Raw genomic sequence first — 26,540 nt, forward strand, 5'->3', positions numbered from 1 at the left:
CCGTGAACACCGCGCGCACTTGTCGCGGGTGCAGCTGGGTCAGTCTTCAGCGACCTGGACCGGCACGCGCTGAGCCAACGCGCACATCAGCTCATAACCCACCGTGCCAGCGGCCTGGGCCACCTCGTCGATGCTCAGCACCGTGCCGTTGGCCGCCTGGCCCCACAAAGTGACCTGGCTGCCCACGCCCGCGGCAGGCATGGCACTGAGGTCCACGGCCAGCATGTCCATGCTCACGCGGCCCAAGGTACGGCCGCGCACGCCGTCCACCAACACCGGTGTGCCCGTGGGGCAGATGCGCGGGTAGCCATCGGCATAACCACAGGCCACCACCCCAATTCGCATGGCATGGTCAGCCACAAAGCTGGAGCCGTAGCCCACGCTGTCGCCCACTTGCAAGTGCTGCACCGCCATGATGTTGGCGTGCAGGCTCATGGCGGGCTTCAAGTCCCAACCGGCTGCCGAATGCGCGGGGAAATCGGGCGAACTGCCATACAGCGCAATGCCCGGCCGGATCCAGTCGGCCTTCACACCCGCTTGGTGGGCGTGGCGCAAGGTGGCCGCGCTGTTGCACAGGCTGCGCTCACCGGGCAGGTCGCGGGTGGCCTCTTCAAAGCGGGCCATTTGCGCGGCGATGCCTTTGTCGCCATCGGCATCGCTGAAATGGGTCATGAGCGAAATTTCGTCCACCTGGGGCAAAGCGTTCAGCCGCGTCCAGGCCGAGCGAAAGCGCTGCGGGGCAAAACCCAGGCGGTTCATGCCCGAATTCATCTTGAGGAACACGCGGTGCGGCTCGTGCGTTTTGTGCAGCGCCAGCATGTCGATTTGCTCGTCGCAATGCACCGTGTGCCACAGGTGCAGGCGCGAGCACAGCTCCAAATCGCGGGCTTCAAATGCGCCTTCGAGCAGCAAGATCGGGCCGCGCCAACCCAGCGCACGCACACGCTCGGCCTCGCCCAAGTCCAGCAGGGCAAAGCCGTCTGCGCCGCGCAAGCCCTCGAACACCCGCTCGATGCCATGCCCATAGGCATTGGCTTTGACCACCGCCCAAGCCTGCGCGTCGGGGGCGGCTTGCCGTGCAAGGCCCAAGTTGTGGCGCAAAGCAGCGGTGTGGATGGTGGCTTGGATCGGACGGGGCATGCAGCGAGATCGGCAAAAGTGGCTGATCTCGCAAGTGTGCCAGCATTCCAGCGCCCCGCGGGATGACCCCCTGAACCCCGTTTCAGAAGGGCCATTCAAATGAATTACACTGGCCCGCTGCCTTTGCAAAGCGAGCATTCCGCTCACCCGCCAAGGTGTTGATTGAACTTTGATAATCGATGGAAGTTTTTCAATTTCTGATGCCCATCTTCACCGAATACGGTTATTTGGCCGTGTTCGTGATGCTCTTGATTTGTGGCTTCGGCATCCCGGTTCCTGAAGACGTGACCTTGGTCACCGGCGGCGTGATCGCCGGACTGGGCCATGCCGACGTGCACACCATGTTTGCGGTGGGCATGGCGGGTGTTTTGATCGGCGACGGTTTGATGTTCACCTTGGGCCGTCTGTATGGTCAACGCATCTCGCAGATGCCGGGTTTTCGCAAAGTACTGACGCCTGAGCGGTTTGCCAGTGCGCAAGACGCCTTCCATAAATACGGCAAATGGGTCATGTTCGTGGCGCGCTTCCTGCCAGGTTTGCGCACCCCTGTGTTCTTCTCGGCGGGCATGAGCCACCGCGTGAGCTTTGCCACTTGGTTCTTCATGGACGGCTTTGCCGCCATCATCAGCGTTCCGATCTGGGTTTACCTGGGTTACTACGGCGCCCAGAACTGGGACTGGATGTTTGCCGTGTTGCGCCAATTCCAGCATGGCATTTTTGCCCTCCTGGCCCTGGGCTTGGGCTGGGTCGGCTGGCGTTGGTGGAACAAGCACAAAGCTGCTGCCGCTGCCGCCAAAGACCCCCACTGAGCCAGCACATGGCTCACACCCCCCACACCCGCCTGGCCGTGGCCGGGCTGTTGTTCAATGCCTTGGTGTGGGGCATTTGCTGGTGGCCTTTCAAACAACTTGAGTCTTTGGGTCTGCATCCGCTGTGGGCCACTGCGCTGGTTTACGGCTTGGTTTTGGTGGTCATTGCTCTGGGCATGGGCTTGCGCGGCAACTTGGTAAGTTGGCGCCAACATCCTGGCTTGTGGTTGCTGCTCATCGCATCGGGGCTGACCAACATCGGTTTCAACTGGGCCGTCACGGTGGGCGATGTGGTCCGCGTGGTCTTGCTGTTTTACCTGATGCCCGCTTGGTCGGTGCTGGTGGCCTGGTGGATTTTGGGGGAAAAACCCACCGGCATGGCCTTGCTGCGGTTAGCGCTGGCGCTGGCCGGTTTGTTCATTGTGCTCAAGACGCCCGAGACCCCTTGGCCGGTGCCCGAGAGCCTGGCCGATGTGCTGGCCCTCATCAGTGGGCTGACCTTTGCCATCACCAACGCCCTCTTGCTCAAGCTGAAAGACGCCCCCAGCGCTTCGCGCACCCTGGCCATGTTTGGCGGCGGTGCGCTGATGGGCACGGTGGCCGCTCTCTTGGGCTTGGCCACGGGCGTGGTGCAGGCTGGCGCAGCGCCCAGCTGGGCATGGCTGCCCTTTGTGGCCTTGCTGTGCACATCGTTCCTGTTTGGCAACCTGGCCCTGCAATACGGCGCGGCCCGGTTGGCCGCCCACACGACCTCTCTGGTCATGTTGTCCGAAGTGCTATTTGCCAGCGTGTCTTCCGTCATACTGGGCGCTTCAAGCTGGGAAGGCCGCACCCTGGTGGGCGGCTCGCTGATTTTACTGGCCGCCGTGTTGGCGGTCGTCGGCCCCGGCCATCGAGACTGAACCTGGAGCGTCCCCATGAGCCTTTACGACTTTGAAGCCCTCGGCATCGACGGCCAAACCGTTCACCTGAGCCAATACAAGGGCCAAGTGATGCTGATCGTGAACACGGCCAGCGCCTGCGGCTTCACGCCCCAGTTCACTGGCTTGGAAAAACTGCACCAGCAGTTCGGTGCACAAGGTCTGGCCGTGATCGGCTTTCCATGCAACCAGTTCGCCAGCCAAGACCCGGGCGACGACGCGCAGATCGCCAACTTCTGCCAGAAAAACTACGGCGTGAGCTTTCAGATGATGAGCAAAATCAAAGTCAATGGTGACGGCGCACACCCGCTGTACCAATGGCTCACCGCCGAGGCCCCCGGCATCTTGGGCAGCAAGGCCATCAAGTGGAACTTCACCAAGTTCCTGATCGGCAAAGACGGGCGCGTGCTCAAGCGTTATGCACCGCAGGACGCACCGGCCAAGATCGCGCAGGACATTTGGGCGGCCCTGGCCGCTTGAGCAGGCCGCAGCAGGCAGGTCTAGGGCGCTTTTGGCGCCAAGGCATCCGTAGCGAAAACGAAGCCGCGCCTTTCTTGAATATTCAGGTTTTCACGAACTGAGTATCAGCCTGAATCTGCTTTTTCAGCAGTTTCATCGCGCATATGATGGCGGTTGTTTTGAATCACGGAACTCTCACATGCGTCCATCGCGTACTGACACGCCAAAGAGCCCGCGCTCGGGCTACCGCTGGCCGGTCCAACTTCAGCCCCATTGGTCATGGTCTCTTGTGCTGCTGGCGAACACCGCCGTGGCACAACCGGCTACAACCCCAAGCCACAGTCCAGCTCGGGCGATCGTTCAAAGCCAAGCCACGGCTTCACCAGAATTGGGCACCGAGCAACTCCTGCCGATCATCCTGGCGCACAACCCGCAATTGCGTGCGGCCCAAAGTGCACGCGACGCGGCGCGTTCGGGCATTCAGGCGGCACGCGCCTTGCCCAACCCCAGAATCGACTGGCATCAAGGCCAAAACACCGCCCGCATTGCTGGCGTGACCCCAGGCCCTCTGAAAAGCTGGTCCGTCAGCCAGCCCATTGAAAACCCCTTTGCAAGGCAAGCACGCATCGATACCGCCAGTGCCACCGAACAAGAAAGCAAGCACCAGATCGGCCAAACCCGCAATGAACTGGTCAGCCAGGCGCGTTTGCGGATTTACCAAGGTCTGCTGCACAAGGCGCAAGCCGAGGCCGCTTCCGAAGATGTCGTGCTGCTGGAGCAAGTGCGCGAACGTGTGCGCCTGCGGGTTGCAAGTGGCGAAGCGGCACGCTACGAAATCATCAAAGCCGATGCCGAAATCATCACCGCACGTGAACGCTTGCAGACCGCCAGTCTGATGGTCGAGCAAAGCAAGATCCAACTGAACCAGCTGGCCGCAGGGCAGTTGCCTGCGCAATGGCAGCTGACCGGTGATCTGCGTGAAACGCAAGAGCTGGTGGACCTGCAGCAGATCCACCACATGGTGCGGCAACACAACCCGGAGTTGAGTTTGCTGCAAGCCGACGTGAGCAAAGCCCAAGCCATGCTGCGCAGCGCCGAATCCAGCCGTTGGCCAGGCGTCGAGTTGCGCTACAGCCAAAGCCGTGACCCGGAGTTTCGCCAAGGGCAATGGGGCATTGGCATGCAAGTGCCTCTGTTGGACCGGCGCAGCGGACCCATTGCCCAAGCCAGTGCGGAGCTCGAACGCGCACAAGTCAGGCTCGAAGGCCGCAAGGCCGAGCTGGAACAGCAGGTTTTGCTGACCTGGAAGTCGCTGGAGATGGCTCGCCTGCGCATCGAGGCCCTGAGCCAGGGCTCTGTGCGCGAAGCCGAAGCGGCTTTGCGCGTGGCCCAAGCCGCTTACCGCTTTGGTGAGCGCGGCATTTTGGATGTGCTGGACGCGCAGCGCGTGCTGCGCAGTGTGCGTGCCGACCTGATCCAGGCGCGCTACCAGCTGCAAGAAGCCCGCGTCATGCTGGACCAATTGATCGGCCAGCACATCGAAAACACACCTTCTTGAATTTTTGCAGGACATCGTCATGACACGCCCATCCCTCCACTTTCAACGCACCGCGCTGTCCATGCTCTTGGGCACCAGCGTGCTGTTTTTGTCCGCCTGTGGCGACAAAGCCCCCAAAGCCCCCGCTTCGGCCACCGCCGAAGCCGATCCTTTGAATGTTGTGATCAAGCCGGAGATGGCCTCTCAGTTCAAAGTCGAGAAGTTGGAAAAGCAAGAGATCACCCCTTGGGTCGAAATTTCGGGCCGGATTGAAGCCAACGACCGTTCGGTCACCCGCATTGGCGCGGCGGTCACCGGACGCGTGACCGAAGTCTTGGCCGAAGTGGGTGACCGGGTGCAGCGTGGCCAAGCTCTGGCACGCGTGGCCAGCAGCGAGTTGACCTCGGCGCAAATGGGCTTTCTCAAGGCGCATTCGGCTGCATCGCAAGCGGAACGGGCTGTCGAGCGGGCCCGTCAACTCATTCAGGCCGATGTCATCGGTTCGGCAGAACTGCAAAGGCGCGAGTCGGAGTTGGCGGTGGCCCGTGCGGAATTGCGTGCGGCGGGCGATCAGTTGCGCCTGATGGGTTTGCCCACAGAGGCCATCGACCGCTTGAAAGACCAAGGCACCTTGCACCCGGTGGCAGCGGTCAGCGCAACCTTGGCCGGTGTGGTGATCGAGCGCAAAGTCAGCAACGGACAGGTGGCACAACCAGGTGACCATTTGTTCACCGTGGCGGATCTGGACACCGTGTGGGTGGTGGGCGCTTTGCCAGAACAAACCGCACGTTCGGTGCAAGCGGGTCAAACCGTGCTGATTGAAGTGCCCGCTTTGGGCAACCGCGCCTTGACAGGCAAGATCGTCTATGTGGGCGACACCGTGTCGCCCGAGACCCGCAGCGTGACCATCCGCACCCAAGTGGACAACCCCAAGCGCGACCTGAAACCCCAGATGCTGGCCAGCATGCGGGTGCGCGGCGGCACACAAGACATGCTGGCCTTGCCCAGCCAAGCCGTGGTGCGCGAGAACGACCGCGACCATGTCTTCGTGCGCACGGCCGATCAGCGCTATCGCCTCACCCCTGTGGAGTTGGGCCCCGCGCAAGACCAAGTGCGCCCCGTCATCAAAGGGCTGTCTGCTGGCGCTGAAGTCGTCGTCGAAGGCGCTTTCCACATGAACAACGAACGCAAACGCGCCGAGCTGGAGTAAAGCATGATCACCTCCATGATCCGAGGGGCGCTGAGCCAGCGCCTCATTGTTGTGGTGCTGGCCCTGGTGCTGTGCGCCTTTGGCCTGCGCGAAGCCACACGCCTGTCGGTCGATGCCTTCCCGGACGTCACCAACGTCCAGGTCCAGGTCGCCACCGAGGCACCCGGTCGTTCACCCGAAGAAATCGAACGCTTTGTGACGGTGCCACTCGAAATCGCCATGACCGGCTTGCCGGGTCTGGTGGAGATGCGCTCGCTCAACAAAAGCGGCTTGTCCATCATCACCTTGGTGTTCACCGACAAGACCGACGTTTATTTCGCCAGGCAGCTGGTCACCGAGCGGCTGATCGAAGTCACGCCGCGCATGCCTGCAGGCATCGCGCCAGTGCTGGGCCCCGTCTCGACGGGCTTGGGTGAGGTGTACCAATACACGCTGGAGCGGCCCGATGACGGCCAACGCGCCTTGACGCCCCAAGAGCTGGCCGAGCGCCGCGCCGTGCAAGACTGGGTGGTGCGGCCCTTGCTGCGGTCGATTGCGGGCGTGGCCGAGATCAACTCACAAGGCGGCTACGTCAAGCAATACCAAGCCCTGGTCGATCCCGGGCGACTGCGTCACTACAACCTGTCGGTGCAGCAGGTGGTGCAAGCCATTGCGGCCAACAACTCCAACGCCAGCGGCGGCATCTTGCCGCAGGTCAACGAGCAGTACCTGATCCGGGGCGTGGGCCTGATCCGATCGTTGGAAGACATCGGCAACATCGTGGTCAAGGAGCAAGCCGGTGTGCCGGTGTTTGTGCGCGATGTGGCGCAAGTCGAGATCGGCAGCGAAGTGCGCCAAGGCGCCATCATCAAAGGCGGCTACACCGAAGGCGTCTCGGGCATTGTGCTGATGACACGCGGCGGCAACGCCAAAGAAATCGTGTCCCGCATCAAGAAACGGGTCGATCAGATCAACAGCCAGCACATGCTGCCCGATGGCCTGAAGATCGTGCCCTATTACGACCGCACCGAACTGGTGGACTCTGCACTGTGGACCGTGGGCAAGGTGCTGATCGAAGGCATTTTCTTGGTCGTGGTGGTGCTGTTCATTTTCTTGGGTGATGTGCGGTCGAGTTTGATCGTGGTGGCCACCCTGATCATCGCGCCGCTGACCACTTTCATCTTGATGAACCGCTACGGCATCTCGGCCAACCTGATGTCGCTGGGCGGTCTGGCCATTGCGATTGGCCTGATGGTGGACGCCACCGTGGTGGTGGTCGAAAACGTGTACCACCGACTAGGCCATGCGGGCAAAAGCATCGGCGAGCGGGTGCGCACCGTGCTGGATGCCACCACCGAAGTGGCCACGCCCACCATCTTTGGCATCGCCATCATCATCTTGGTGTTCTTGCCGCTGATGACCTTGCAAGGCATTGAAGGCAAGATGTTCGCGCCCCTGGCGCTGACCATCGCCATGTCCTTGGCGGTGTCCTTGTTGGTCTCGCTGTTTTTGTCGCCCGTGCTGTGCTCTTACTTCCTCAAAGGTGGCTCGGGCGAAGACACGCGATTGATTGCGTATTTGAAGCAACGCTACCTGCGCTTGCTGGACGCAGCCACGGCGCAAAGCCGACTGACCTTGGGCGTGGCCGTGGCGCTGCTGGTGGGCTCCTTGGCGCTGTTCCCCTTGCTGGGCAAGTCCTTCATGCCGACCATGAAAGAAGGGGCGCTGACGCCGCAGATCAACCGCGTGCCCAGCATCTCCTTGGACGAATCCATCCGCATGGAAATGGCGGCCATGAAAACCATCGCCGAAGTGCCCGGCGTGCGCATGGTGGTGTCCAAACTGGGCCGAGGCGAATCGCCCGCCGACCCAGCAGGGCCCAACGAATCCGACCCGATTGTGTTGCTCGATCCCAAATCCGATCGCAGCCAGGACGAGATCGACGAGGACATTCGCCAGCGCTTGTCCACCATCCCGGGCGTGCAAATTGTGCTGTCGCAACCCATCTCGGAGCGCGTCGATGAGATGGTCACCGGTGTGCGCTCGCAAGTGGCCATCAAGATCTTTGGGGACGAACTCGGTGAGCTCAAAACCCTGTCGGAAAAAGTCGCCCGCATCCTCAAGAGCGTGCCGGGCAGCCGCGACATCCGCATCGAGCGTTTGTCGGGCCAGCAAGCCCTCACGGTGGACATTGACCGCAAGGCCATTGCGCGTCACGGCCTGAACGTGGCCGATGTGCAAAGCATCATCGAAACCGCCATTGGCGGCAAAGACGTGACCACGCTCTACGAAGGCGAGCGCCGCTACAGCGTGGTGGTGCGTTTCCCAGCGCAGGTGCGGCAATCGGCTGAAGCGATTGGCAACACCTTGCTGCCCACACCCGGTGGTGCGCAAGTGCCCTTGTCGAGCCTGGCCACGATTGCACTGGTGGATGGGCCTGCCCAGATCAGCCGTGAAAGCGGCAAACGCCGCGTGGTGGTGGGCGCCAACGTGGAGGGTCGCGACTTGGCGGGGTTTGTGACCGAGGTGCAGCAACGCATCGACCAGGAAGTGAAGCTGCCCGAGGGCTACTACTTTGTCTATGGCGGTCAGTTTGAAAACATGGAGCGGGCCATGGCCACACTGGCCATCATCGTGCCGCTGACGATCGCCGCGATCTTCTTCTTGTTGTTCATCTTGTTCCGCTCGGTCAAGCTGGCAGGTCTGATCATCTTGGTCCTGCCCTTCGCCTCCATCGGCGGCTTGATCGGTCTGTTTGTCTCGGGCGAATACGTGAGTGTTCCAGCGTCTGTGGGCTTCATCGCCTTGTGGGGCATTGCGGTGCTCAATGGCGTGGTGCTGGTCACCTCCATTCGTCGCTTGCGTGAAGATGGCATGGACACAGCCGCCGCCGTGCGGGAAGGCTGTGTGCAGCGCTTCCGGCCTGTGATGATGACCGCCACTGTCGCCCTGCTCGGCCTGGTGCCCTTCCTGTTTGCCACCGGCCCAGGCTCAGAAGTTCAACGCCCCTTGGCCATCGTGGTCATCGGCGGCCTGATCTCTTCGACCCTGCTCACGCTGGTGGTGCTGCCCACTTTGTACCGCTGGTTTGACGACCACCCCAGCGAAGCTTGAAACCCCAAGGATCAACATGAAAGAAATCCGCGCCATCGTCCGCCCCAACCGTCTGCAACGCTTGCGTGACGCCTTGCGGGCCATCCCCAATTTTCCGGGGGTGACCATCTTCAAGGCTGAGGGCTTCACCGCGCCTGCAGCGGTGAACAAACGCACCGTCAAAGACGAGTTGACCGACTTCACCCACAAGCTGATGGTCTGCGTGCTGGTCAACAACGACATGGTCGAGCCCATCCGCAACGCCATCATCGAAGCCTGTTACACCGGCCAGATTGGCGACGGGCTGGTTTGGGTGATCGACATCGCCAGCATCCACCGCATCCGCGACCAGCAAAGCCTGAGCTGATGGCGCGAATCTGCGCAGGCCTCAAGCCTGCGCGGTCTGCAAGATGCTTTGGACCAAAGGGTGGTGGCTGCTGCGGCGGGTGTACAGCGCGTAGATCTCTTCTTTGACTTCGGACTGGCCCAGCAGTTTCAGACCCTTCATCAAAGACAAGTCGTCGCGCCCAATCAAGCTGGCCGGGAACACCCCCAAGCCACCCGCACCAAACACCGACATCAAAGCGCTGTCTTCGAACTCGCCCACCACCCGGGGTTGGATCTGCAGTTCATCGAACCAGCGGTCCAAAGAAGCACGCAGGGGTGAATGCGCCGTGGGCAACAAAACCGGCAAGCGGCTCAAACTTTGCGGGAACTGGTCCACATCGGCCTTGTGCACCCACTGGCTGGGGCCAAACCAGCCCACATCTGAAGAAGAAATCAAACGGCTGGACAAACGCAAGTTGCTGTTGTGCGCCGCAGGCTGCCCCGCCAACACCAAGTCCAAGTGGTGCAAGGCCAACTCGGCCGTCAACTGCTCGATTTCACCTTCATGGCAAACCAGCTTCAGCTGCGACTCTTGGAGGGCTGGGCCCAACAATTTGTGGGCTGCCAATTTGGAAATACCGTCCGACAATCCCACCGATAAGCGGATGGTGGGCACCGTGGCGGCCTGCATCACTTCTTGCGGAATGCGCTGGCCGATCTGAAAAATTTCTTCGGCGCGGGCATAGGCCACATCCCCCGCCTCGGTCAGCGTGACACCACGGCCCTGAGGTTTGAGCAGCTGATGGCCCAAGGACTTTTCCAGCTCGCGCACCTGCGCACTGATGGTCTGGATCGCCATGTCCAGCCGCTGGGCGGCACGGGCAAAACCGCCCTCTTTGGCGACGACCCAAAAGTAATACAGATGTCGGTAATTGAATGCAGCCACATCGCCTCCTGGACTTGATTGTGCCGCAGTGGCAGGCATGCAAAACGCTAAGAAATCGCCTCGTCCAGCAACTCCACCCAATGCCGCACCGGCAAGCCGCTACCGCTTTGCAGGTGGGTGATGCAGCCGATGTTGGCGCTGATCACGCCTTGCGGTTCCAGCGCATTCAGGTGGCCCAGTTTGCGGTCGCGCAGGGTTTTGGACAGCTCGGGGTTGAGCACGCTGTAGGTGCCCGCTGAGCCGCAGCACAGGTGCGACTCGTTGGCGCTGACCTTGATCTGGAAGCCCAGGTCGGTCAGGTGCTTTTCCACGCCGCCTTTGAGTTGCTGGCCATGTTGTAGCGTGCAGGGCGGGTGGTAGGCCTGCAGGCCTGCGGCTTGCAGGGTTTCGGGTTTCAGCTTGTCCTTGAGCAGCGGCACCAACTCGGGCAGCAGCTCGCTCAGGTCGCGCGTCAGCGCGCCGATGCGGGCAGCTTTGTCGGCATACACCGGGTCGTCTTTGAGCACATGGCCGTAGTCTTTGACAATGACGCCGCAGCCCGAGGCGTTCATCACGATGGCTTCGACCTCGCCCGAGTCGACCAAGGGCCACCAAGCGTCGATGTTGGCACGCATGTGGTCTTTGCCGCCGTCGTGGTCATTCAGGTGGAACTTGACCGCACCGCAGCAACCGGCCTTGGGGGCGGTCACGGTCTGGATGCCTGCGGCGTCGAGCACGCGGGCGGTGGCGGTGTTGATGTTGGGACTCATGCTCGGCTGCACGCAACCGGCCAGCATCAGCACTTTGCGGGCGTGCTGGGCCGTGGGCCAGGCACCGGCGTTTTGTGGCGCAGGCACTTTGGCCTTGAGGCTGTCGGGCAGCAGGCCGCGCACCATCTGGCCCATCTTCATGGCGGGGGCAAACAGGGGCGAAGGCAGGCCTTCTTTGAGCGCCCAACGCACCAGCTTTTCGCCCACGGGGCGCTCGACTTTGGCGTCCACCAGCTTGCGGCCGATGTCCACCAAGTGGCCATATTGCACGCCGCTCGGGCAAGTGCTTTCGCAGTTGCGGCAGGTCAGGCACCGGTCCAGGTGTTGCTGGGTTTTGCGGGTGGGCGTTTGGCCTTCGAGCACCTGCTTCATCAGGTAAATGCGGCCACGCGGGCCGTCGAGTTCGTCGCCCAGCAGTTGGTAGGTGGGGCACGTGGCGGTGCAAAAGCCGCAGTGCACGCACTTGCGCAAGATGGCTTCGGCCTCCAGGCCTTCGGGCGTGTTTTGGTATTCGGGGGCGAGGTGGGTTTGCATGAAAGGGTCGCCTCAGAACGTGTGCATGCGACCGGTGGCGAACACGCCTTTGGGGTCGAATTGCTGTTGCAGCTTTTGCTGGATGCGCTCTTGCACGGCGTCCAGCGGGGTGTTCACACCGGCGATTTTGTCCACCTCGGCATGGGTGGCGCTGGCGCGGAACAAGGTGGCGTGACCGCCGACCGATTGCGCCAGTTCGCGCAGCGGCACCGCCGCCGAGGCCGGGGCCCACAGCCAACGCTGCGCACCTTGCCACTCGATGTACTGGGAGGGATGGTCCAGGCCGGGCACATCCAGCACCGGTGCGGTCTGCGGTACCGACAAGCGCCACAGGCAGGCGTCGGGCGCGGGGGCTTCAAAGAAGGGCAAGGTTTGCTCGCCGCTGGCACGCCAATCGGCAGCGGCTTCGCTGTTGTCCATCACGGTGACTTGGGCGCCGTGAGCCACAGCGTCGGCCGCCATGCGCGTCGTGGCCGACTGGACGGCCGCCACCGCACCGCGCAGGCGGACAAACAAATAGTCGGCCACGGGCTGGGCGGTGGTGTCGCGCACCCAGGCGCTGGCGTTCAAGGGCAATGGCTGACCGCCCCAGCGGTGCAGCAAATCGAGGGCCGTTTTTTGCGGCAGGCCCGCGCACATGAGCGTGGCCTCGGCCGGGGCCACGGGCAAGACCTTCAGGCTGACTTCGGTGATCAGGCCCAGCGTGCCCCAGCTACCGGCCATCAGGCGGCTCACGTCGTAACCGGCCACGTTCTTCATGACCTGGCCGCCAAAGGTCAGGTGCTCACCCAGACCGTTGATGAAGCGGGCGCCCAAAACATAATCGCGCACCGCGCCAGCGGTGGCGCGGGCCGGGCCGCTCAGGCCTGCGGCCACCATGCCGCCCACCGTTGCGCCTTCGCCAAAGTGCGGCGGCTCAAACGCCAGGCACTGGCCCTTTTCGGCCAAAGCGGCCTCCAGCTCGGCCAGCGGCGTGCCGCCGCGCACCGTGACCACCAACTCGCTGGGCTCGTAACTGACGATGCCCCGGTAGCCCCGGGTGTCGAGCACATCGCCCGTGAGGCTTTGGCCCCAAAAATCTTTGCTGCCGCCGCCGCGCAAACGCAGCACACGGCCATCCGCACCCGCCTGGCGCACGGCGTCGATGAGGGAATTGAGTTGAGCTTCCATGGGCAAAGATGGTAACCCCCGGCCTCTGGCGGGCGCGTGAAGATTTTTAACGGGGGGGTTGTGGGAAATTACCGCAGCAACACCCCAGAGCCTCAAGACTTGAAGAAATTCACCCCCAAGCCCGCCACCTCCACCCGCATCGCAAACACACAGCCCGCATAGGGGTGCAATGCCAGCTCTTGGGCGCTGCGGCCCTGGCGGGAGGTGGTGATGAACAGGGTTTTGAGGTCTGGCCCGCCAAAGCAGGGCATGGTGGGGCATGGCACGGGGGTGCGCACTTCGGCCAGCACCTGGCCTGCGGGCGACAGGCGCAAGAGGCGTTGGCCTTCGTATTGGGCGCTCCAGTAGCAGCCTTCGCTGTCCACGGCGGCGCCATCGGGGCGGCCACCATACAAGGGCGCATCGGGGGTGTCGCTGCCCCAAGTCCAGCCAGCGGGCTTGGGGGCCATTTGGTGGAACACGCGCTTGGCACTCAGCACTCCGGTGGCCGCATTCGAGTCAAACGCCCGCACTTGGTGGGCGGCGGTGTCGGCCCAATAGGCGGTGCGGCCATCCGGTGACCAGGCCAGGCCGTTGGCGGTCACCACGCCGTCTTTCATGGGGTGCAGCCCCTGGCCGTCCAGCATGTACAAAACGCCCAGCGCTTGGTCTTTGGGTTCGTACAAACTGCCCGCCCAAAAGCGACCTTGCGCGTCGCATTTGCCGTCATTGAAGCGCAGCTTGGCGGTGTCGTAAGGTGCCGCAGCCAGTTGTTGCAGCGGGCCACCCCAGCTTTTGCCCAAGTAGATGCCGTCGCGCAGCGCAACGATCAAGCCGCCGCCTTGCACCGGCGCGATGCAGCCGGGCTCTTCGCGCATGGGCCAGTATTCGACATCGCCTTGCGGCTGCATGAGCCCCTGAAAAGCCAGCCGAGCCAGCCTGCGGCCGGGGATGTCAACCCAGTACAGACGGTTTTCTTGCGGGTGCCAAAACGGCGATTCGCTCAGGCCGTCGGGCACGGTGGTGACGGCGGACCAGGAGGGTGTGGTGTTCATGCGGGCATTGTGCCGCCCAGTGACAGGATTTCCTGTCCCGAGGGGGTTTTGGTACCCCAAATGAAACAGCCCGCAGGGCGCGAAGCGCTGCGGGCTGAGTGAGGCGGTGACGGGTGTCACCGCTTGAGAGACCTCGGAATCAACCGTGGTAGGCCGACTCGCCGTGCGAGGAGATGTCCAGACCTTCGCGCTCTTCTTCTTCCGAGACGCGCAGACCGATGGTCATGTCGACGATCTTGTAGGCCGCCACAGAGACCACACCCGACCAGACGATGGTCAGCAGCACAGCCTTGGCTTGGATCCACACTTGTGCAGCGATGGAGTAAGCGTCTGCAGTGACCATGGACACGGTGACCCAGTCGCCCACGGCGCTGGGGCCGCCCAAGGCTGGCGAGTTGAACACGCCAGTCAGCAAGGCACCCAAGATACCGCCGACGCCGTGCACACCGAAGACGTCCAAGGAGTCGTCAGCGCCCAGCAATTTCTTCAGGCCGTTGACACCCCACAGGCAGGCGAAACCAGCGATGAAACCGATGATCACGCCACCGCCGATGCCGACATTGCCAGCGGCTGGCGTGATGGCGACCAAGCCAGCCACCGCACCAGAAGCGGCGCCCAACATAGAGGCTTTGCCACGCATCAGGGCTTCACCCAGGCACCAAGCGATCACAGCAGCGGCCGTCGCCATCATGGTGTTGATGAAGGCCAGGGCTGCGAAACCGTTGGCTTCCAGGGCAGAACCTGCGTTGAAACCGAACCAACCCACCCACAGCAAGGCGGCACCGACCATGGTCAATGTCAGGCTGTGAGGCGCCATGGATTCACGGCCGTAACCAACGCGTTTGCCGATCATGAAAGCACCGACCAGACCAGCCACAGCGGCGTTGATGTGCACCACGGTACCGCCAGCGAAGTCCAGCGCACCCCACTGCCACAGCAAGCCCGCTTTGGAAGTCATTTCGTCCACAACTTCTTTGGAAGCGTAAGCGTCAGGACCCATCCAGAACCAGACCATGTGGGCGATCGGCAGGTAGCTGAAGGTGAACCACAGCACCATGAAAGCCAGCACAGCAGAGAACTTCACACGCTCGGCAAAGGCACCCACGATCAGGGCGCAAGTGATGCCGGCAAAAGTGGCTTGGAAGGCAGCGAACACGACTTCAGGAATGTAGACACCCTTGGAGAAGGTGGCCGCATTGGCGAAGGTGCCGGCAGCGTTGTCCCAGATGCCCTTCATGAAGAGGCGGTCCGTGCCACCGATGAAGGCATTGCCTTCGGTGAACGCGAAGCTGTAGCCGTAGATGAACCAGAGCACCAAGATCAGCGAGAAGGTGACCATGACTTGCATGAGCACCGACAGCATGTTCTTGCTGCGGACCAGGCCGCCGTAGAACAAGGCCAGGCCAGGCACGGCCATCATCAAGACCAACAAGGTGGACAACATCATCCAGCCGGTGTCGCCTTTGTTGGGCACAGGCACTGCAGCAGCTTCTGCCGGAGCAGCTTCTGCCGCAGCCGCAGGTGCGGGTGCTGCAGCCGGAGCCGCAGCAGGGGCCTTGGCTTCAGCAGCAGGGGCAGCAGCAGCGGGCGCAGTTTGGGCCAGGGCCAAAGAGCCCGCACCCAACAGGCCAAAGCCAAGGGACAAGCCCAAGGCCAACGACGCGAGTAGCTTTTTCATTTTCAACTCTCTTTCTGGTCGATCAAAGGGCTTCGCCGCCGGTTTCACCGGTGCGGATGCGAACCACTTGCTCGAGGTCATACACAAAAATCTTGCCGTCGCCGATCTTGCCGGTGCGGGCACCGGATTCGATGGCTTCGATCACGCGTTCGACAATGGCGTCGTCCACGGCGGCTTCGACTTTCACCTTGGGCAAAAAGTCCACCACGTATTCCGCGCCGCGGTACAGCTCGGTGTGGCCTTTTTGACGACCAAAGCCTTTGACTTCGGTCACGGTGATGCCCTGCACGCCGATGCCCGAAAGTGCTTCACGCACTTCGTCCAGCTTGAAGGGTTTGATGATGGCGGTCACCAGTTTCATGATGGCTCCTTGTTTGAAATGAGGGAAATCAGAAGCTGTACTTCAAACCCAGAACGACGCCGGTTTTGCCAGTGAACTTACCTGCAGGTGTCTGAAATGCAGTCAAGGTTTTGTCTGCAGTGGTATCAACAACAGCGGCTGAAGCAGACAAGCCGTTACCCAAATCTTTACCCAAAGTCAGGGAAAAGTCGTTGTATGAAAGCGAGGGCGTATTCTTGACAGTCTGACGACCAACGTGAGGGGTCAGGCTGTAGCCTTCACCCAGGTCCAGCGCAGCGCTCAGATCGAGGTAATAGCTGTTCTTACTATTGGCGTTACCAAACAAGTCGGAAATCGCATGGGAATACTTGGCTGTGAACAAGCCATATGTAGCTGCACCGTACACTTCATTAGTGTTGGCATTCACTGCACCGTTAACGCCTGCCAATTTGTTACCTGAATATTCGTAACGCAAGAACCCCACGTCGTAAGCAACATCGCCAGCCGTGCCTTTATAGCCACCGTACAAGTCAATTTCCACAGAACCAGCAGAAGCACCTGCATCCTTGATCCACTTGATGGAAGAACCCCAAGCACCCACATAGAAACCGCTCTTGTCAGCGTAGTCCACGCCGCCTTGCACTGCAGGGTTCAAACGCGACTGTGAAATACCACGGTAACGGTAGTCGGTCACCACACCCACGTTGTAAGACAAAGTGCTTTCAGGGGCGGTTTGGGCTTGGGCCACGGAAGCCAAAGAGCTGACAGCCAATGCGATCAGGGAAGGAACGAGGATTTTTTTCATAGTGGACTCCGGTGAAAAGTTGTTGAGGACGTACCTGTCAAGCACAGACCGTGCCAGCCTGCGATAGGCCTGTGATTGGGGCATTTCCCAGTGCTTTGCCGCTCTGCGCATGCTTGAATGGCATTGAAACAAGATGCGCACGCCACGTCAGCGTGCACGCACACAAACCATGCACCAACATGGGGCAGGGAGGAAAAATGAGTCTTTCTTTGGTGCACAGCCGTGCATTGGTCGGACTGCAGGCGCCTGCGGTCACCGTCGAGGTGCATCTGGCCAACGGCCTGCCCAGCTTCACTTTGGTGGGGCTGGCCGATGTGGAGGTCAAAGAGGCCCGCGAGCGGGTGCGCTCGGCCTTGCAAAACAGCGGGCTGGATTTCCCGCACAACAAACGCATCACCGTGAATCTGGCCCCGGCCGATCTGCCCAAGGACTCGGGCCGCTTGGACTTGCCCATTGCGCTGGGCATTTTGGCGGCCAGTGGGCAGGTCGATGCCAGCAAGCTGTCTGGACACGAATTTGCCGGTGAACTCTCTTTGTCGGGCGAGCTGCGCCCGGTGCGCGGGGCTTTGGCCATGAGCCTGGCCCTGCGCCAGCAGCAGGTGCTCACCCGCTTGGTGCTGCCGCCGGGCAGCGCCGAAGAGGCCGCCCTGGTGCCCGATGCGGAAGTCTTTCGCGCCCAGCACTTGCTGGACGTGGTGCAACAGTTTTTACCGCCCTCTACCGAGCCGCCGCCCGAGCCCGGCGAGGGCTGGACCCGCTTGAGCGCACAAGCGCCAGCAGACGCGCCCCGCTATGCCGACCTGGCCGACGTGAAGGGGCAAGCCGGGGTCAAACGGGTGCTGGAGATCGCCGCTGCGGGCGGCCATTCGCTGCTGATGGTCGGGCCGCCCGGCTCGGGCAAGTCGATGCTGGCGCAGCGCTTTGCCGGTTTGCTGCCGCCCATGTCGGTCGAAGACGCACTGGAGGCGGCGGCATTGGCCAGCCTGGCGGGCCGCTTTGATCTTTCGCGTTGGGCGCAAAGGCCCACCGGCCAGCCGCACCACTCGGCCAGCGCGGTGGCCTTGGTGGGTGGCGGCTCGCCGCCACGCCCGGGCGAGATTTCGCTGGCGCACCACGGGGTGCTGTTTCTGGACGAGTTGCCAGAATTCCCCCGTGCAGCCCTTGAAGCGCTGCGCGAACCGCTGGAGACCGGCACCATCACCATCGCACGGGCAGCCAGACGGGCCGAGTTCCCGGCGCGCTTTCAGCTGATCGCGGCCATGAACCCCTGCCCTTGCGGCTATTTGGGCAGCGCCACACGGGCTTGCCGCTGCTCACCCGACCAGGTCAGCCGCTATCAGGGCAAGCTCAGTGGGCCGCTGCTCGACCGCATCGACCTGCACATTGAAGTGCCCAGCCTGCCCGCGCAAGACTTGCTGAACGCACCACCGGGCGAAAGCACTTCAGAGATCGCCGCCCGCAGTCTGGTGGCACGACAGCGGGCACAGGCCCGACAAGGCTGCGCCAACGCCGCCTTGCAAGGCCAAGCCATCGATGCAGAGGCCCATCTGAGCGAAGGCGCTGCGGCCTTGCTGCAAAAAGCCGCCACCAAGTTGGGATGGAGCGGCCGCAGCACGCACCGCAGCCTGAAGGTGGCCCGCACCATCGCCGACCTGGCGGGCAGCCCAACCATTGAGCCTGCCCACGTGGCCGAAGCGGTGCAATACCGGCGGGTGCTGAAAGAACAGTGACAGCCCGGGGCCCCAGGCCTTCGGATAATGGGGCGATGCACAGCACACGGACCCGCCACTTCTTATCAGCACCATCGGCTTTGGGTTCTTTCAGTGTTTGGCTGTCGCTGCCCCAGCTCATCACCTGGGGCAGCGTGTTCTACACCTTCTCTTTGCTCATGACGCCCCTGGAAGTCGAGCTGGGCATGGGGCGGGCCGAGTCGTCGCTGGCCTTCAGCCTGGCCTTGCTGGCCGAGGGTTTGATGGCCTATCTGGTGGGCCGCTGGATCGACCGAGGCCATGAGCGCAAGGTCATGACCCTGGGCTCGGTCTGGGTGGGCTTGGGCCTGCTGGCGCACAGCCAAGTGCAGTCGGTGGCCGCTTATTACGCCGTGTGGGTGTGGTTGGGCCTGGGGCTTTCGGCCACGCTTTACACGCCGGTGTTTGCCGTCGTCACACGGCGCTTTGCGCAGGACTTTCGCCGCGCCATCATCACCTTGACCTTTTTGGGCGGACTGGCCAGCACGGTGTTCATCCCGCTGGCGAGCTGGTGGATTGAGCTGTGGGGTTGGCGCCAAGCCTTGTGGGCCCTGGCAGCTTTGCAGCTGCTGGTGTGCGCCCCACTGCATGCCTGGCTGCTGCAAGATGCCCCGAAAAAAGCAACTGGCCTACACAGCACGCACGCCGACACGCCCTCTGTGCGCGCCCATTTGCGCCAAGCGCCCTTTTGGCTGCTGGCCGCGTTTTCCATCTTCATGATGGCGGTGACCTCTGCGCTGCCCGCCCACATGATCGCATTGCTGCAAGAGGCACATTTGCCCCCCGCTTGGGTGATCGCCATCCCGGCGGCCATTGGCGTGATCCAGGTGGTGGGTCGCTTGGTGCTGTTTGTCTTCGAGCGTTATTGGGATGTGCACACCGCCAACCGCTGGATCCCCACGCTGATCCCCATGAGCCTGATGGCGCTGTTGATCGGCGGCTTCAACCCCGTGGCTTCGCTGGTGTTTGTGGTGCTGTACGGCCTGGGCAATGGCATGAACACCATCGTCAAAGGCACGGCCATGGCGCAGTACGTGAGCCAAGCCCATGTGGGCCAGCTCAATGGCTTGCTGGGCTTGCCCATTGCGCTGGCCCGCGCCGCAGCGCCTTTGGTGCTCGGCTTGCTGTGGTCACCCGAAAACGGTTACACGCTGGCGCTGTGGTGGTTGCTGCTGGCCAGCCTGCTGGGTTCGGCGGCATTGTGGGCCGCGCAGCGCCACGCCCTGAAAGCGCGTCGCTGACCGACCCCTTAAACCTGCGATGCCAAAGGCAAATTGAGCAAGAGATTTTGCGGTTTGAGTTTGAGCAGGCCCTGTGCGTTCATGGCCAAGCCCAGATAGACGGGCTTGCCCTGCACATCGGCGCGCATGTCTTGCGGGTTGTCAAAGCGCAGCTTGAACAGGCTGATGAGTTGCTGCTGGCGCTTGGCGTCCAGCTCGATGCCCTGGTACAGGTCGTTGAGCAAAGCGGTCGCGGTCACATCCAGCCCCACATGCCAGCGCCAGGCCGGGTCGTCAACTTTTTGCACCGGTTCAATGCTGACTGCCACGCCCAAAAAGTGTTGCACCCACCGCGCCAAAACGATGGACAGTGACTTGAGGCCTGAACGTGCATTGACCATGCTCAGGATCAAACCGTGCGGCAATTCGTTGTGCAACTCGTGCGTCAAATCAAGCATGAAAGCGTAGCGGCCCAGGCCTTCGCGCTGCGCGAAATAACGCTCGGCGTTGTCGGGGTGCAGCACCTTCACATCCACCGCCTTGAGCGGCGCACCGCCTTCGATCAACAGGCGCCCCATCTCGCCCAAACCGCCCGTGGCCTGCAAGGCGTCGAGCGTGTCGCTGTCGCCCGCCAACACGCGGCCGCCTTCGAGCGTGATGCGCTGGCGCCTGAACAACAACTCGGCCGCACGCCAAACCCAGGCATCGTCGGCGTCCGTCAACAGGTGACTGACGATGGCTTGCACCACCACATCGATGAACAGCGGGGGCAGCTGGATGTTGCCGCTCTGAATCCAACCCATGTAGGCCGATTCCAGCGAGCCCGCACGCTCGACGTCGTCCCGAAAGCGCAAGAACAACTCGTAGTTTTCGCGGGCGTCGTCGTCCTTGAAGGCCTGCAGCTTGGCCGGCGCGACCTGCATCAGGGGCGTCTCGAGCAGCGCCTTGTGCAATCGCTCTTCTTCGCGGCACGATTCGGGCACCAGCGCCATTTCGGGACGCTGCAGCCAAAGCCGCCAATAGTCTGGGCTCGGCACCAACCAACCCCGCTCGTTGCGCGTCAGGTGTTGGTGCCCGCAGGCCGTCCAGAAGTTGCGCATGGTGTTTTACAAGTTGGGGGCCAGCAAGCGCTGCAGGTCTTTGACTTGCACGCCGCTGCGCTGCGCGAGGTCTTTCACCTGGTCGTCACCGACTTTGCCGACGTTGAAATACTGCGCCTCGGGGTGGGCGATGTAGAAACCGCTCACGCTGGCCGCAGGCGTCATGGCCAGGCTTTCGGTCAGGCCCATGCCAATGTCTTGGCATTGCAGCAAATCGAACATGGCTTGTTTGGCGCTGTGGTCGGGGCAGGCCGGGTAGCCGGGCGCGGGGCGAATGCCTTGGTATTTTTCGGCAATCAGTTCTTCGTTGCTCAGCGCTTCAGCGGCGGCGTAACCCCACAGGTCGGTGCGCACTTTTTTGTGCAGGCACTCGGCCAGCGCTTCGGCCAAGCGGTCGGCCAGTGACTTGAGCATGATGGCGCTGTAATCGTCGTGCGCGGCTTCAAAAGCAGCGGCGCGTTTGTCAGCACCGATGCCTGCCGTGACGGCGAACACGCCGACATGGTCTTGGCCTGTGGGCGCGACAAAGTCGGCCAGGCAACGGCTGGGGCGCATGACACCATCGATCAGGTGTTTCTCGGTCTGCTGACGCAAGCCGCGCCAGGTCATGGCGACTTGGCTGCGCGATACATCGGTGTAGAGCGCGATGTCGTCGTCATTCACGCTGTTGGCCGGGTACAGGCCCAGCACGGCGTTGGCCGTGACCCAGCGCCCGTCGATGATTTTTTGCAGCATGGCCTGGCCATCGGCATAGACTTTGCGCGCCTGCTCGCCCACCACCTCGTCGTCGAGGATCGCAGGGAAAGGCCCGGCCAAGTCCCAGGTCTGAAAGAAGGGGCCCCAGTCGATGTATTGCGCGATCTCGGCCAGGTCGTAATTTTTGAACACGCGGCGGCCAATGAACTTGGGTGCAGAGGGCACGCCTTGTGACCAGTCGATCGGCGTCTTGTTGGCGCGGGCCTGGGCCAGCGTCCACATGGGGGTTTGCTTTTTGTTGGCGTGCTGCTCGCGCACCTTGTCGTAATCGGCGTTCAAGTCGGCGATGAATTTGGCCGCTTGCTCAGACAACAAGCCTTGCGCCACACCCACGCTGCGCGAGGCATCGGGCACATAGACCACGGGGCCACTGTAGTTGGGCGCGATTTTCACGGCGGTGTGCACGCGGCTGCAGGTGGCGCCGCCAATGAGCAGCGGCATTTGGCGGTCGCGGAAGTACGGGTCTTTTTCCATCTCGGCCGCCACGTACTGCATCTCTTCCAAGCTGGGCGTGATCAAGCCCGACAGGCCAATGATGTCGGCGTTTTCTTCTTTGGCCTTGGCCAAAATTTCATGGCAGGGAACCATCACGCCCATGTTCACCACTTCAAAGTTGTTGCACTGCAAGACCACGGTGACGATGTTCTTGCCAATGTCGTGCACATCGCCTTTGACGGTGGCGATCACGATCTTGCCCTTGGCTTTCACGTCTTCGCCTGCCGCTTCCTTGGCCAGCTTTTCGGCCTCGATGTAGGGCAGCAAATGCGCCACGGCTTGCTTCATCACGCGGGCGCTCTTGACCACTTGCGGCAAGAACATCTTGCCCTGGCCGAACAGGTCACCGACCACGTTCATGCCGTCCATCAGCGGGCCTTCGATCACATGCAGCGGGCGACCGCCCTTGGCCAAAATCTCGCGGTAGGCCTCTTCGGTGTCGTCGCTGATGAAGTCGGTGATGCCATGCACCAGCGAATGACTCAAACGCTGCGCCACGCCCACAGGCGCATCGGGTGTGCCACGCCAAGCCAGTTTGGTGCTCTCGTCTTTGGCCGCGCCCTTGGCGCTGTCGGCCACTTCGACCAAACGCTCGCCCGCATCAGGGCGGCGGTTCAGCACCACGTCTTCGACGCGCTCGCGCAGCGTGGGCTCCAGATCGTCGTACACGCCGACCATGCCCGCGTTCACAATGCCCATGTCCATGCCCGCTTGGATCGCGTGGTACAGGAACACGGTGTGGATGGCTTCGCGCACCGGGTCGTTGCCGCGGAATGAAAAACTCACGTTGGACACGCCGCCCGACACCTTGGCGCCCGGCAGGTTCTGCTTGATCCAGCGCGTGGCCTCGATGAAGTCCACCGCGTAGTTGTTGTGCTCTTCGATGCCGGTGGCGATCGCAAAAATGTTCGGGTCAAAAATGATGTCTTCGGGCGGGAAGCCGACCTCATCCACCAGCACACGGTAAGCGCGTTCACAAATCTCGATCTTGCGCTCGTAAGTGTCGGCTTGGCCTTTTTCATCAAACGCCATCACCACAGCCGCTGCGCCGTAGCGCTTGACCAGCTTGGCCTGGCGCTTGAACTCTTCCAAGCCCTCTTTCATGCTGATCGAGTTGACGATACCCTTGCCCTGGATGCAGCGCAGACCGGCTTCGATCACGGTCCATTTGCTCGAATCCACCATCACCGGCACGCGGGCGATGTCGGGCTCACCGGCCATCAGGTTCAAAAACCGCACCATGGCCGCTTGGCTGTCGAGCATGGCTTCGTCCATGTTCACGTCGATGACCTGCGCACCGTTTTCGACCTGCTGACGCGCCACGGCCAAAGCCTGCTCGTACTCGCCGTTCAGGATCATGCGGGCAAAGGCCTTGGAGCCGGTCACGTTGGTGCGCTCGCCTACGTTGACGAACAGCGAACCGCTGCCGATGGAGACAGGCTCCAGACCGGACAACTTCATGGGGGGAACAGACAGGATTTCAGACGCGACAACAGACACAGACTCACCTTGGGGCTACAGGTGAGCGTCGTTGTGCAAAACAATCAGGAATTGAAGGCCCCAAGCCTGACCTGCGGCGCCTGAAAGGCGGCGGGCTGCAACGCTCCTTGGGAAGGTCAGGATTTTAACCGTTCATGCCTTCGGCCCTGAACCAAAGACTCTCTTGAATGTCGTGTGCTTGGCATCCACCCAAGTCCGGGTCATATCGCCATTCGCTTCCAGCGCCTCGTAAATGGCACGAATCAATGCGTCATCCACCACCTTGGCCGTCCGAAGTTTGGCCAACAACTCGAAGCCATGCCAGACCTTGATGTCTGGAAAATCCTTCACCAACTCGTGCATGCCCAAGTCATCGGTCACAACAACAGCAAGCTTGACTTGACCAAACGCCAGCAACCAGCAATCAGCTTCCCCTGGTGGTGACCGCCCAGAAGAAGTGAATCTGTCCAAATCCATCCGAGCCCAACCCAACAAGACGCTTTGCGCGGCTTCAACTTGCGCCTTTTCAGACGCGGTCAGTCTGACCTGTTTGGCTATCCGCTCCTGCGCATGCTCGGTCTGGTCAAACCACGGATTGCGAAACTGCAGATGCGGGTTGCGGTGCACCTCGTCTTCGGTGACTTTGAGGATGGTCAGTACATACGGCACCTGCCCGAACTTCAACCCAACAAAGGGCCTGACTCGCTTGGCCAGCCGAAGGTAAGTATTGGTGTCGAGCAGGACAAGCGTCGTCAATCGACCAACTCCCCATGCAGTGCTATCGCGTCTTGCATGGGTATGTCCATCACCTGTTGGATATAGCCCGTCCCTGTTTCTTTCTTTTTAATCATCTTCTGCAACGACTCGAAAAACGCACTCTTGAAGGTGTTCTTCGTTGCAGCGATGTATGCCCCGGGCTCTGCTGGCACGGGTGCAAACAACTCTTCGCTCATGGTTTTGCCACGCTGAATCTGGCGCATCTGATGGATTTGCTCAGCCGTGTGGCGCAGTGGCGGCAAATCCTGGGAATGGGCATAGCGGTTCACTTCAGAAAACACACTAAACACAGAAATCCCGTATGCCTTGGCTTGCTCCGTCAACACCTTGGCCTCGGTCGTCTTGTTGCCTGTCCCGGCGTGTCCATAAGTCTTGCTTGCCACCGCCCGAGGGAACAGCAAAGCACCGGCAAAGGCATCGGCGAAGTCTTCGCCAGCCTCTTTGCCTGCTAAGTCCGGCGTGTACACATGCGCCAGCTCGTGCGCCATCCAGAACTTGAAGTCTTCCTGATGGGTGTCGAGGTTCAAAAAGATGAACGTGACATTCTCTTGTGGCAACAAGATATGCAATGCGTTTTTGTGGTTCTGTTTTTGGCCCCACAGCACGGGGGCGACCACTGCGCCATTGGCCCCAAATTCACCAATCAGGTCGTGATACGCCACAGCGGCCTCTTCACCCAAACCCAAACGTGCACGGACTTGGCTGACCACCGCCTGCAAAGGCTCGTAATCGGTGCTGGGTGCCGTCAATTGCAGTCGCAAGGCAGGCATGGGAGGCAAGAAAGGCACCAATGCCTTGAGCAAGGCGCCCATCACCATGGCTTTGTCAATGTGGGCATCTGTGGTCTTGGCCCCTGCTTTTTTGCGGAACGCGACCACAGGCTGGCCGACCGTGTGGGTTTTGACCAGCTTGTCAAAACCCAGCTGCAAGGTGGTGGCCAGTTTGAGCAATTTGTCGGGGCGGGGAAAGTCTGAGCCCTTGAGCCAGTTGGTCACCGACTGCGCCGTGACCCCCAGCGCTTCGGCCAGGTCTTTTTGCTTCCACCCACGCGCTTGCAGTGATTGCTTGATGTTTTCGCTGTGGATAACTTTGTGCATAGGCGGGGAATTATGCATCACAAACGCGATAAATCAACTTTAATCAACTTTTACTCACGGAAATTTCAATTCCAAAGCCGCCTTCGTTGATGGGGTGTGAAGTGTGGGGCCACATCACCCGTACAAAGTAACCGGCTTGCTCGGGGTGACGCCACATTAAGGCTGCCCAAACAACTTCCCTTGCCCTTCAGATTGCCGTTTCCCAAAGCGATGCCGTTTGCCTTGGAGAGTCTCTTGCCCGAGTCCGCCGTCTGATTTCGACAGCACTGTCGTTACTGTGTAGCCTGTGATAACAGCTTCACCAATTTCATCCACTTTTCGGTGAATATTCAGTACGCACTCAATAGTGCTCCCGTGTTGAAAACTCACTTTTCCTGTCAAAACATCCGACTTGAATGCTTCATCCCCCATGGCAAAGGTGATGCGTTCACCGAGGTACGCGCCCTTCCATTGGTACTTCCCTTCTTTCAATACCGGCGCAATGATTTCTAGCTGTGCAGGGTCAACCACCTCCAGGGGCAGCTTGTCAGTTAGCAAGACAAATTTCTGAAAGGCACTTCTTTCCACCCGATGCTCAATGAGGGGGTGATCTGCGCCTTCGGGGATGTCGCCCAGGCTCAACGCCGTTACCTTGTCGTATCCCAAAAGTTGCCGATAAAAATTGGACCTGCGGGTCACCACTTTCACATCACCATCAACCAAGCTCGCAACATCACTGACAGACTTATCTTTGATATCACCAGTGCCGATTTCGCGCTTTAACTTTTGTATGGCTAACCGTTTCTCTTCAATCGTCAACTTCTGAACCTCTTTGTTCAGCGCATCCATTTCCGGATCACTTACCGGAATTCTTGAAAATACCAATGTCACTACCAATGCAAGAAAGGTCAGTTGCTTGTCGTTGTTACCTAGAAAACGCCAGACTTCACGCAGACCGCCCTCGCGATATGCACTGGACTCCAGCTCGGCAGATAAACCCAAAAGCTGCGCAATTTGTGCAAATGCAGCAAGCGCTCCCTGATGGCCACCCAAATTCCCCCACTTATGGCCACCTCAAACTCCCCCACCTGAATTGATCGGGGACAGGGTCTCAACGCCGACACCGTCGGCACCTGTGGGCAGGACGCATGTTCCGGCT

Annotated in this window: 22 protein-coding genes and 1 riboswitch; of the genes, 9 read left to right on the plus strand and 13 right to left on the minus strand. The window is 61.2% G+C overall.

Annotated elements, in window-relative coordinates:
• Window positions 1-39: 39 nt before the first annotated feature.
• Window positions 40-1,140, minus strand: coding sequence for an alanine racemase (alr, locus tag QLQ16_RS11900; protein ID WP_283224887.1), 1,101 nt, complete (start codon window positions 1,138-1,140; stop codon window positions 40-42).
• A gap of 179 nt (window positions 1,141-1,319) precedes the next feature.
• Here alr and QLQ16_RS11905 point away from each other — a divergent pair, with 179 nt between their 5' ends.
• The 7 genes from QLQ16_RS11905 to QLQ16_RS11935 all read left to right on the plus strand — a co-directional run bounded on the left by QLQ16_RS11905 (window position 1,320) and on the right by QLQ16_RS11935 (window position 9,514).
• Window positions 1,320-1,949 (plus strand): DedA family protein, encoded by a 630-nt coding sequence (locus QLQ16_RS11905; protein WP_283224888.1) that lies wholly within the window; start codon window positions 1,320-1,322, stop codon window positions 1,947-1,949.
• 8 nt (window positions 1,950-1,957) lie between these two features.
• The gene (locus QLQ16_RS11910) at window positions 1,958-2,851 is read left to right on the plus strand and encodes a DMT family transporter (protein WP_283224889.1); all 894 of its coding nucleotides are present in this window, start codon (window positions 1,958-1,960) and stop codon (window positions 2,849-2,851) included.
• Between the two features lie 15 nt (window positions 2,852-2,866).
• On the plus strand, window positions 2,867-3,349 hold the full coding sequence (locus tag QLQ16_RS11915) for a glutathione peroxidase (protein ID WP_283224890.1): 483 nt from the start codon (window positions 2,867-2,869) through the stop codon (window positions 3,347-3,349).
• A 178-nt stretch (window positions 3,350-3,527) separates the two neighbouring features.
• Window positions 3,528-4,886, plus strand: coding sequence for a TolC family protein (locus QLQ16_RS11920; RefSeq protein ID WP_283224891.1), 1,359 nt, complete (start codon window positions 3,528-3,530; stop codon window positions 4,884-4,886).
• Window positions 4,887-4,905: 19 nt separating this feature from the next.
• Complete coding sequence (locus tag QLQ16_RS11925) at window positions 4,906-6,075, plus strand: efflux RND transporter periplasmic adaptor subunit (RefSeq protein WP_283224892.1); 1,170 nt, start codon at window positions 4,906-4,908, stop codon at window positions 6,073-6,075.
• Window positions 6,076-6,078: 3 nt separating this feature from the next.
• Complete coding sequence (locus QLQ16_RS11930) at window positions 6,079-9,168, plus strand: efflux RND transporter permease subunit (protein WP_283224893.1); 3,090 nt, start codon at window positions 6,079-6,081, stop codon at window positions 9,166-9,168.
• Window positions 9,169-9,178: 10 nt separating this feature from the next.
• Window positions 9,179-9,514, plus strand: a complete 336-nt coding sequence (locus tag QLQ16_RS11935; protein ID WP_348534217.1) for a P-II family nitrogen regulator — start codon at window positions 9,179-9,181, stop codon at window positions 9,512-9,514.
• 21 nt (window positions 9,515-9,535) lie between these two features.
• Here the strand turns inward: QLQ16_RS11935 and QLQ16_RS11940 are convergent, their stop codons facing one another.
• The 7 genes from QLQ16_RS11940 to QLQ16_RS11970 form a co-directional block, all read right to left on the minus strand.
• Window positions 9,536-10,459, minus strand: a complete 924-nt coding sequence (locus tag QLQ16_RS11940; protein WP_283224895.1) for a LysR family transcriptional regulator — start codon at window positions 10,457-10,459, stop codon at window positions 9,536-9,538.
• 8 nt (window positions 10,460-10,467) lie between these two features.
• Complete coding sequence (gene glcF, locus QLQ16_RS11945; protein WP_283224896.1) at window positions 10,468-11,703, minus strand: glycolate oxidase subunit GlcF; 1,236 nt, start codon at window positions 11,701-11,703, stop codon at window positions 10,468-10,470.
• A 12-nt stretch (window positions 11,704-11,715) separates the two neighbouring features.
• Window positions 11,716-12,873 carry a glycolate oxidase subunit GlcE gene (glcE, locus tag QLQ16_RS11950; protein WP_283224897.1) on the minus strand — a complete coding sequence of 386 codons (1,158 nt, stop codon included), beginning with the start codon at window positions 12,871-12,873 and terminating at the stop codon, window positions 11,716-11,718.
• Window positions 12,874-12,965: 92 nt separating this feature from the next.
• Complete coding sequence (locus QLQ16_RS11955; protein WP_283224898.1) at window positions 12,966-13,907, minus strand: SMP-30/gluconolactonase/LRE family protein; 942 nt, start codon at window positions 13,905-13,907, stop codon at window positions 12,966-12,968.
• Between the two features lie 139 nt (window positions 13,908-14,046).
• On the minus strand, window positions 14,047-15,585 hold the full coding sequence (locus QLQ16_RS11960) for an ammonium transporter (protein ID WP_283224899.1): 1,539 nt from the start codon (window positions 15,583-15,585) through the stop codon (window positions 14,047-14,049).
• A gap of 22 nt (window positions 15,586-15,607) precedes the next feature.
• Window positions 15,608-15,946 carry a P-II family nitrogen regulator gene (locus tag QLQ16_RS11965; RefSeq protein WP_283224900.1) on the minus strand — a complete coding sequence of 113 codons (339 nt, stop codon included), beginning with the start codon at window positions 15,944-15,946 and terminating at the stop codon, window positions 15,608-15,610.
• Window positions 15,947-15,974: 28 nt separating this feature from the next.
• On the minus strand, window positions 15,975-16,730 hold the full coding sequence (locus tag QLQ16_RS11970) for a TorF family putative porin (RefSeq protein WP_283224901.1): 756 nt from the start codon (window positions 16,728-16,730) through the stop codon (window positions 15,975-15,977).
• A gap of 197 nt (window positions 16,731-16,927) precedes the next feature.
• Between QLQ16_RS11970 and QLQ16_RS11975 the strand changes: the two genes are divergently transcribed.
• Together QLQ16_RS11975 and QLQ16_RS11980 are read left to right on the plus strand one after the other, a co-directional pair.
• A complete protein-coding gene (locus tag QLQ16_RS11975) occupies window positions 16,928-18,460 on the plus strand; it encodes a YifB family Mg chelatase-like AAA ATPase (protein WP_283224902.1) in 1,533 nt (510 codons plus the stop codon).
• 35 nt (window positions 18,461-18,495) lie between these two features.
• A complete protein-coding gene (locus QLQ16_RS11980; protein ID WP_283224903.1) occupies window positions 18,496-19,719 on the plus strand; it encodes an MFS transporter in 1,224 nt (407 codons plus the stop codon).
• Window positions 19,720-19,727: 8 nt separating this feature from the next.
• Here the strand turns inward: QLQ16_RS11980 and QLQ16_RS11985 are convergent, their stop codons facing one another.
• The 5 genes from QLQ16_RS11985 to QLQ16_RS12005 all read right to left on the minus strand — a co-directional run bounded on the left by QLQ16_RS11985 (window position 19,728) and on the right by QLQ16_RS12005 (window position 26,434).
• Entirely contained in the window at window positions 19,728-20,798 is a 1,071-nt protein-coding gene (locus QLQ16_RS11985) for a DUF6352 family protein (RefSeq protein ID WP_283224904.1), read from the minus strand.
• A gap of 6 nt (window positions 20,799-20,804) precedes the next feature.
• Entirely contained in the window at window positions 20,805-23,510 is a 2,706-nt protein-coding gene (metH, locus tag QLQ16_RS11990; protein ID WP_283224905.1) for a methionine synthase, read from the minus strand.
• Window positions 23,511-23,565: 55 nt separating this feature from the next.
• Window positions 23,566-23,664: riboswitch (S-adenosyl-L-homocysteine riboswitch) on the minus strand.
• Window positions 23,665-23,681: 17 nt separating this feature from the next.
• A complete protein-coding gene (locus tag QLQ16_RS11995; protein ID WP_283224906.1) occupies window positions 23,682-24,284 on the minus strand; it encodes a hypothetical protein in 603 nt (200 codons plus the stop codon).
• The gene (locus QLQ16_RS12000; protein ID WP_283224907.1) at window positions 24,281-25,402 is read right to left on the minus strand and encodes an XRE family transcriptional regulator; all 1,122 of its coding nucleotides are present in this window, start codon (window positions 25,400-25,402) and stop codon (window positions 24,281-24,283) included. The genes QLQ16_RS11995 and QLQ16_RS12000 overlap by 4 nt, the downstream gene beginning before the upstream one ends.
• A 156-nt stretch (window positions 25,403-25,558) precedes the next feature.
• Window positions 25,559-26,434, minus strand: coding sequence for a hypothetical protein (locus tag QLQ16_RS12005; RefSeq protein WP_283224908.1), 876 nt, complete (start codon window positions 26,432-26,434; stop codon window positions 25,559-25,561).
• Window positions 26,435-26,540 lie beyond the last annotated feature (106 nt).

Origin of the sequence: Limnohabitans lacus (assembly GCF_030053395.1) — a bacterium.
Taxonomy (GTDB): domain Bacteria; phylum Pseudomonadota; class Gammaproteobacteria; order Burkholderiales; family Burkholderiaceae_C; genus Limnohabitans_A; species Limnohabitans_A lacus.

Coding starts and splice junctions, on each gene's coding strand:
- QLQ16_RS11965 (WP_283224900.1), bottom strand. CDS start 15,946: ATGAAACTGGTGACCGCCATCATCAAACCCTTCAAGCTGGACGAAGTG.
- QLQ16_RS11955 (WP_283224898.1), bottom strand. CDS start 13,907: ATGAACACCACACCCTCCTGGTCCGCCGTCACCACCGTGCCCGACGGC.
- glcF (WP_283224896.1), bottom strand. CDS start 11,703: ATGCAAACCCACCTCGCCCCCGAATACCAAAACACGCCCGAAGGCCTG.
- QLQ16_RS11920 (WP_283224891.1), top strand. CDS start 3,528: ATGCGTCCATCGCGTACTGACACGCCAAAGAGCCCGCGCTCGGGCTAC.
- QLQ16_RS11940 (WP_283224895.1), bottom strand. CDS start 10,459: ATGCCTGCCACTGCGGCACAATCAAGTCCAGGAGGCGATGTGGCTGCA.
- QLQ16_RS11960 (WP_283224899.1), bottom strand. CDS start 15,585: ATGAAAAAGCTACTCGCGTCGTTGGCCTTGGGCTTGTCCCTTGGCTTT.
- QLQ16_RS11985 (WP_283224904.1), bottom strand. CDS start 20,798: ATGCGCAACTTCTGGACGGCCTGCGGGCACCAACACCTGACGCGCAAC.
- QLQ16_RS11930 (WP_283224893.1), top strand. CDS start 6,079: ATGATCACCTCCATGATCCGAGGGGCGCTGAGCCAGCGCCTCATTGTT.
- metH (WP_283224905.1), bottom strand. CDS start 23,510: ATGAAGTTGTCCGGTCTGGAGCCTGTCTCCATCGGCAGCGGTTCGCTG.
- QLQ16_RS12000 (WP_283224907.1), bottom strand. CDS start 25,402: ATGCACAAAGTTATCCACAGCGAAAACATCAAGCAATCACTGCAAGCG.
- QLQ16_RS11905 (WP_283224888.1), top strand. CDS start 1,320: ATGGAAGTTTTTCAATTTCTGATGCCCATCTTCACCGAATACGGTTAT.
- glcE (WP_283224897.1), bottom strand. CDS start 12,873: ATGGAAGCTCAACTCAATTCCCTCATCGACGCCGTGCGCCAGGCGGGT.
- alr (WP_283224887.1), bottom strand. CDS start 1,140: ATGCCCCGTCCGATCCAAGCCACCATCCACACCGCTGCTTTGCGCCAC.
- QLQ16_RS11925 (WP_283224892.1), top strand. CDS start 4,906: ATGACACGCCCATCCCTCCACTTTCAACGCACCGCGCTGTCCATGCTC.
- QLQ16_RS11910 (WP_283224889.1), top strand. CDS start 1,958: ATGGCTCACACCCCCCACACCCGCCTGGCCGTGGCCGGGCTGTTGTTC.
- QLQ16_RS11970 (WP_283224901.1), bottom strand. CDS start 16,730: ATGAAAAAAATCCTCGTTCCTTCCCTGATCGCATTGGCTGTCAGCTCT.
- QLQ16_RS11975 (WP_283224902.1), top strand. CDS start 16,928: ATGAGTCTTTCTTTGGTGCACAGCCGTGCATTGGTCGGACTGCAGGCG.
- QLQ16_RS11980 (WP_283224903.1), top strand. CDS start 18,496: ATGCACAGCACACGGACCCGCCACTTCTTATCAGCACCATCGGCTTTG.
- QLQ16_RS11915 (WP_283224890.1), top strand. CDS start 2,867: ATGAGCCTTTACGACTTTGAAGCCCTCGGCATCGACGGCCAAACCGTT.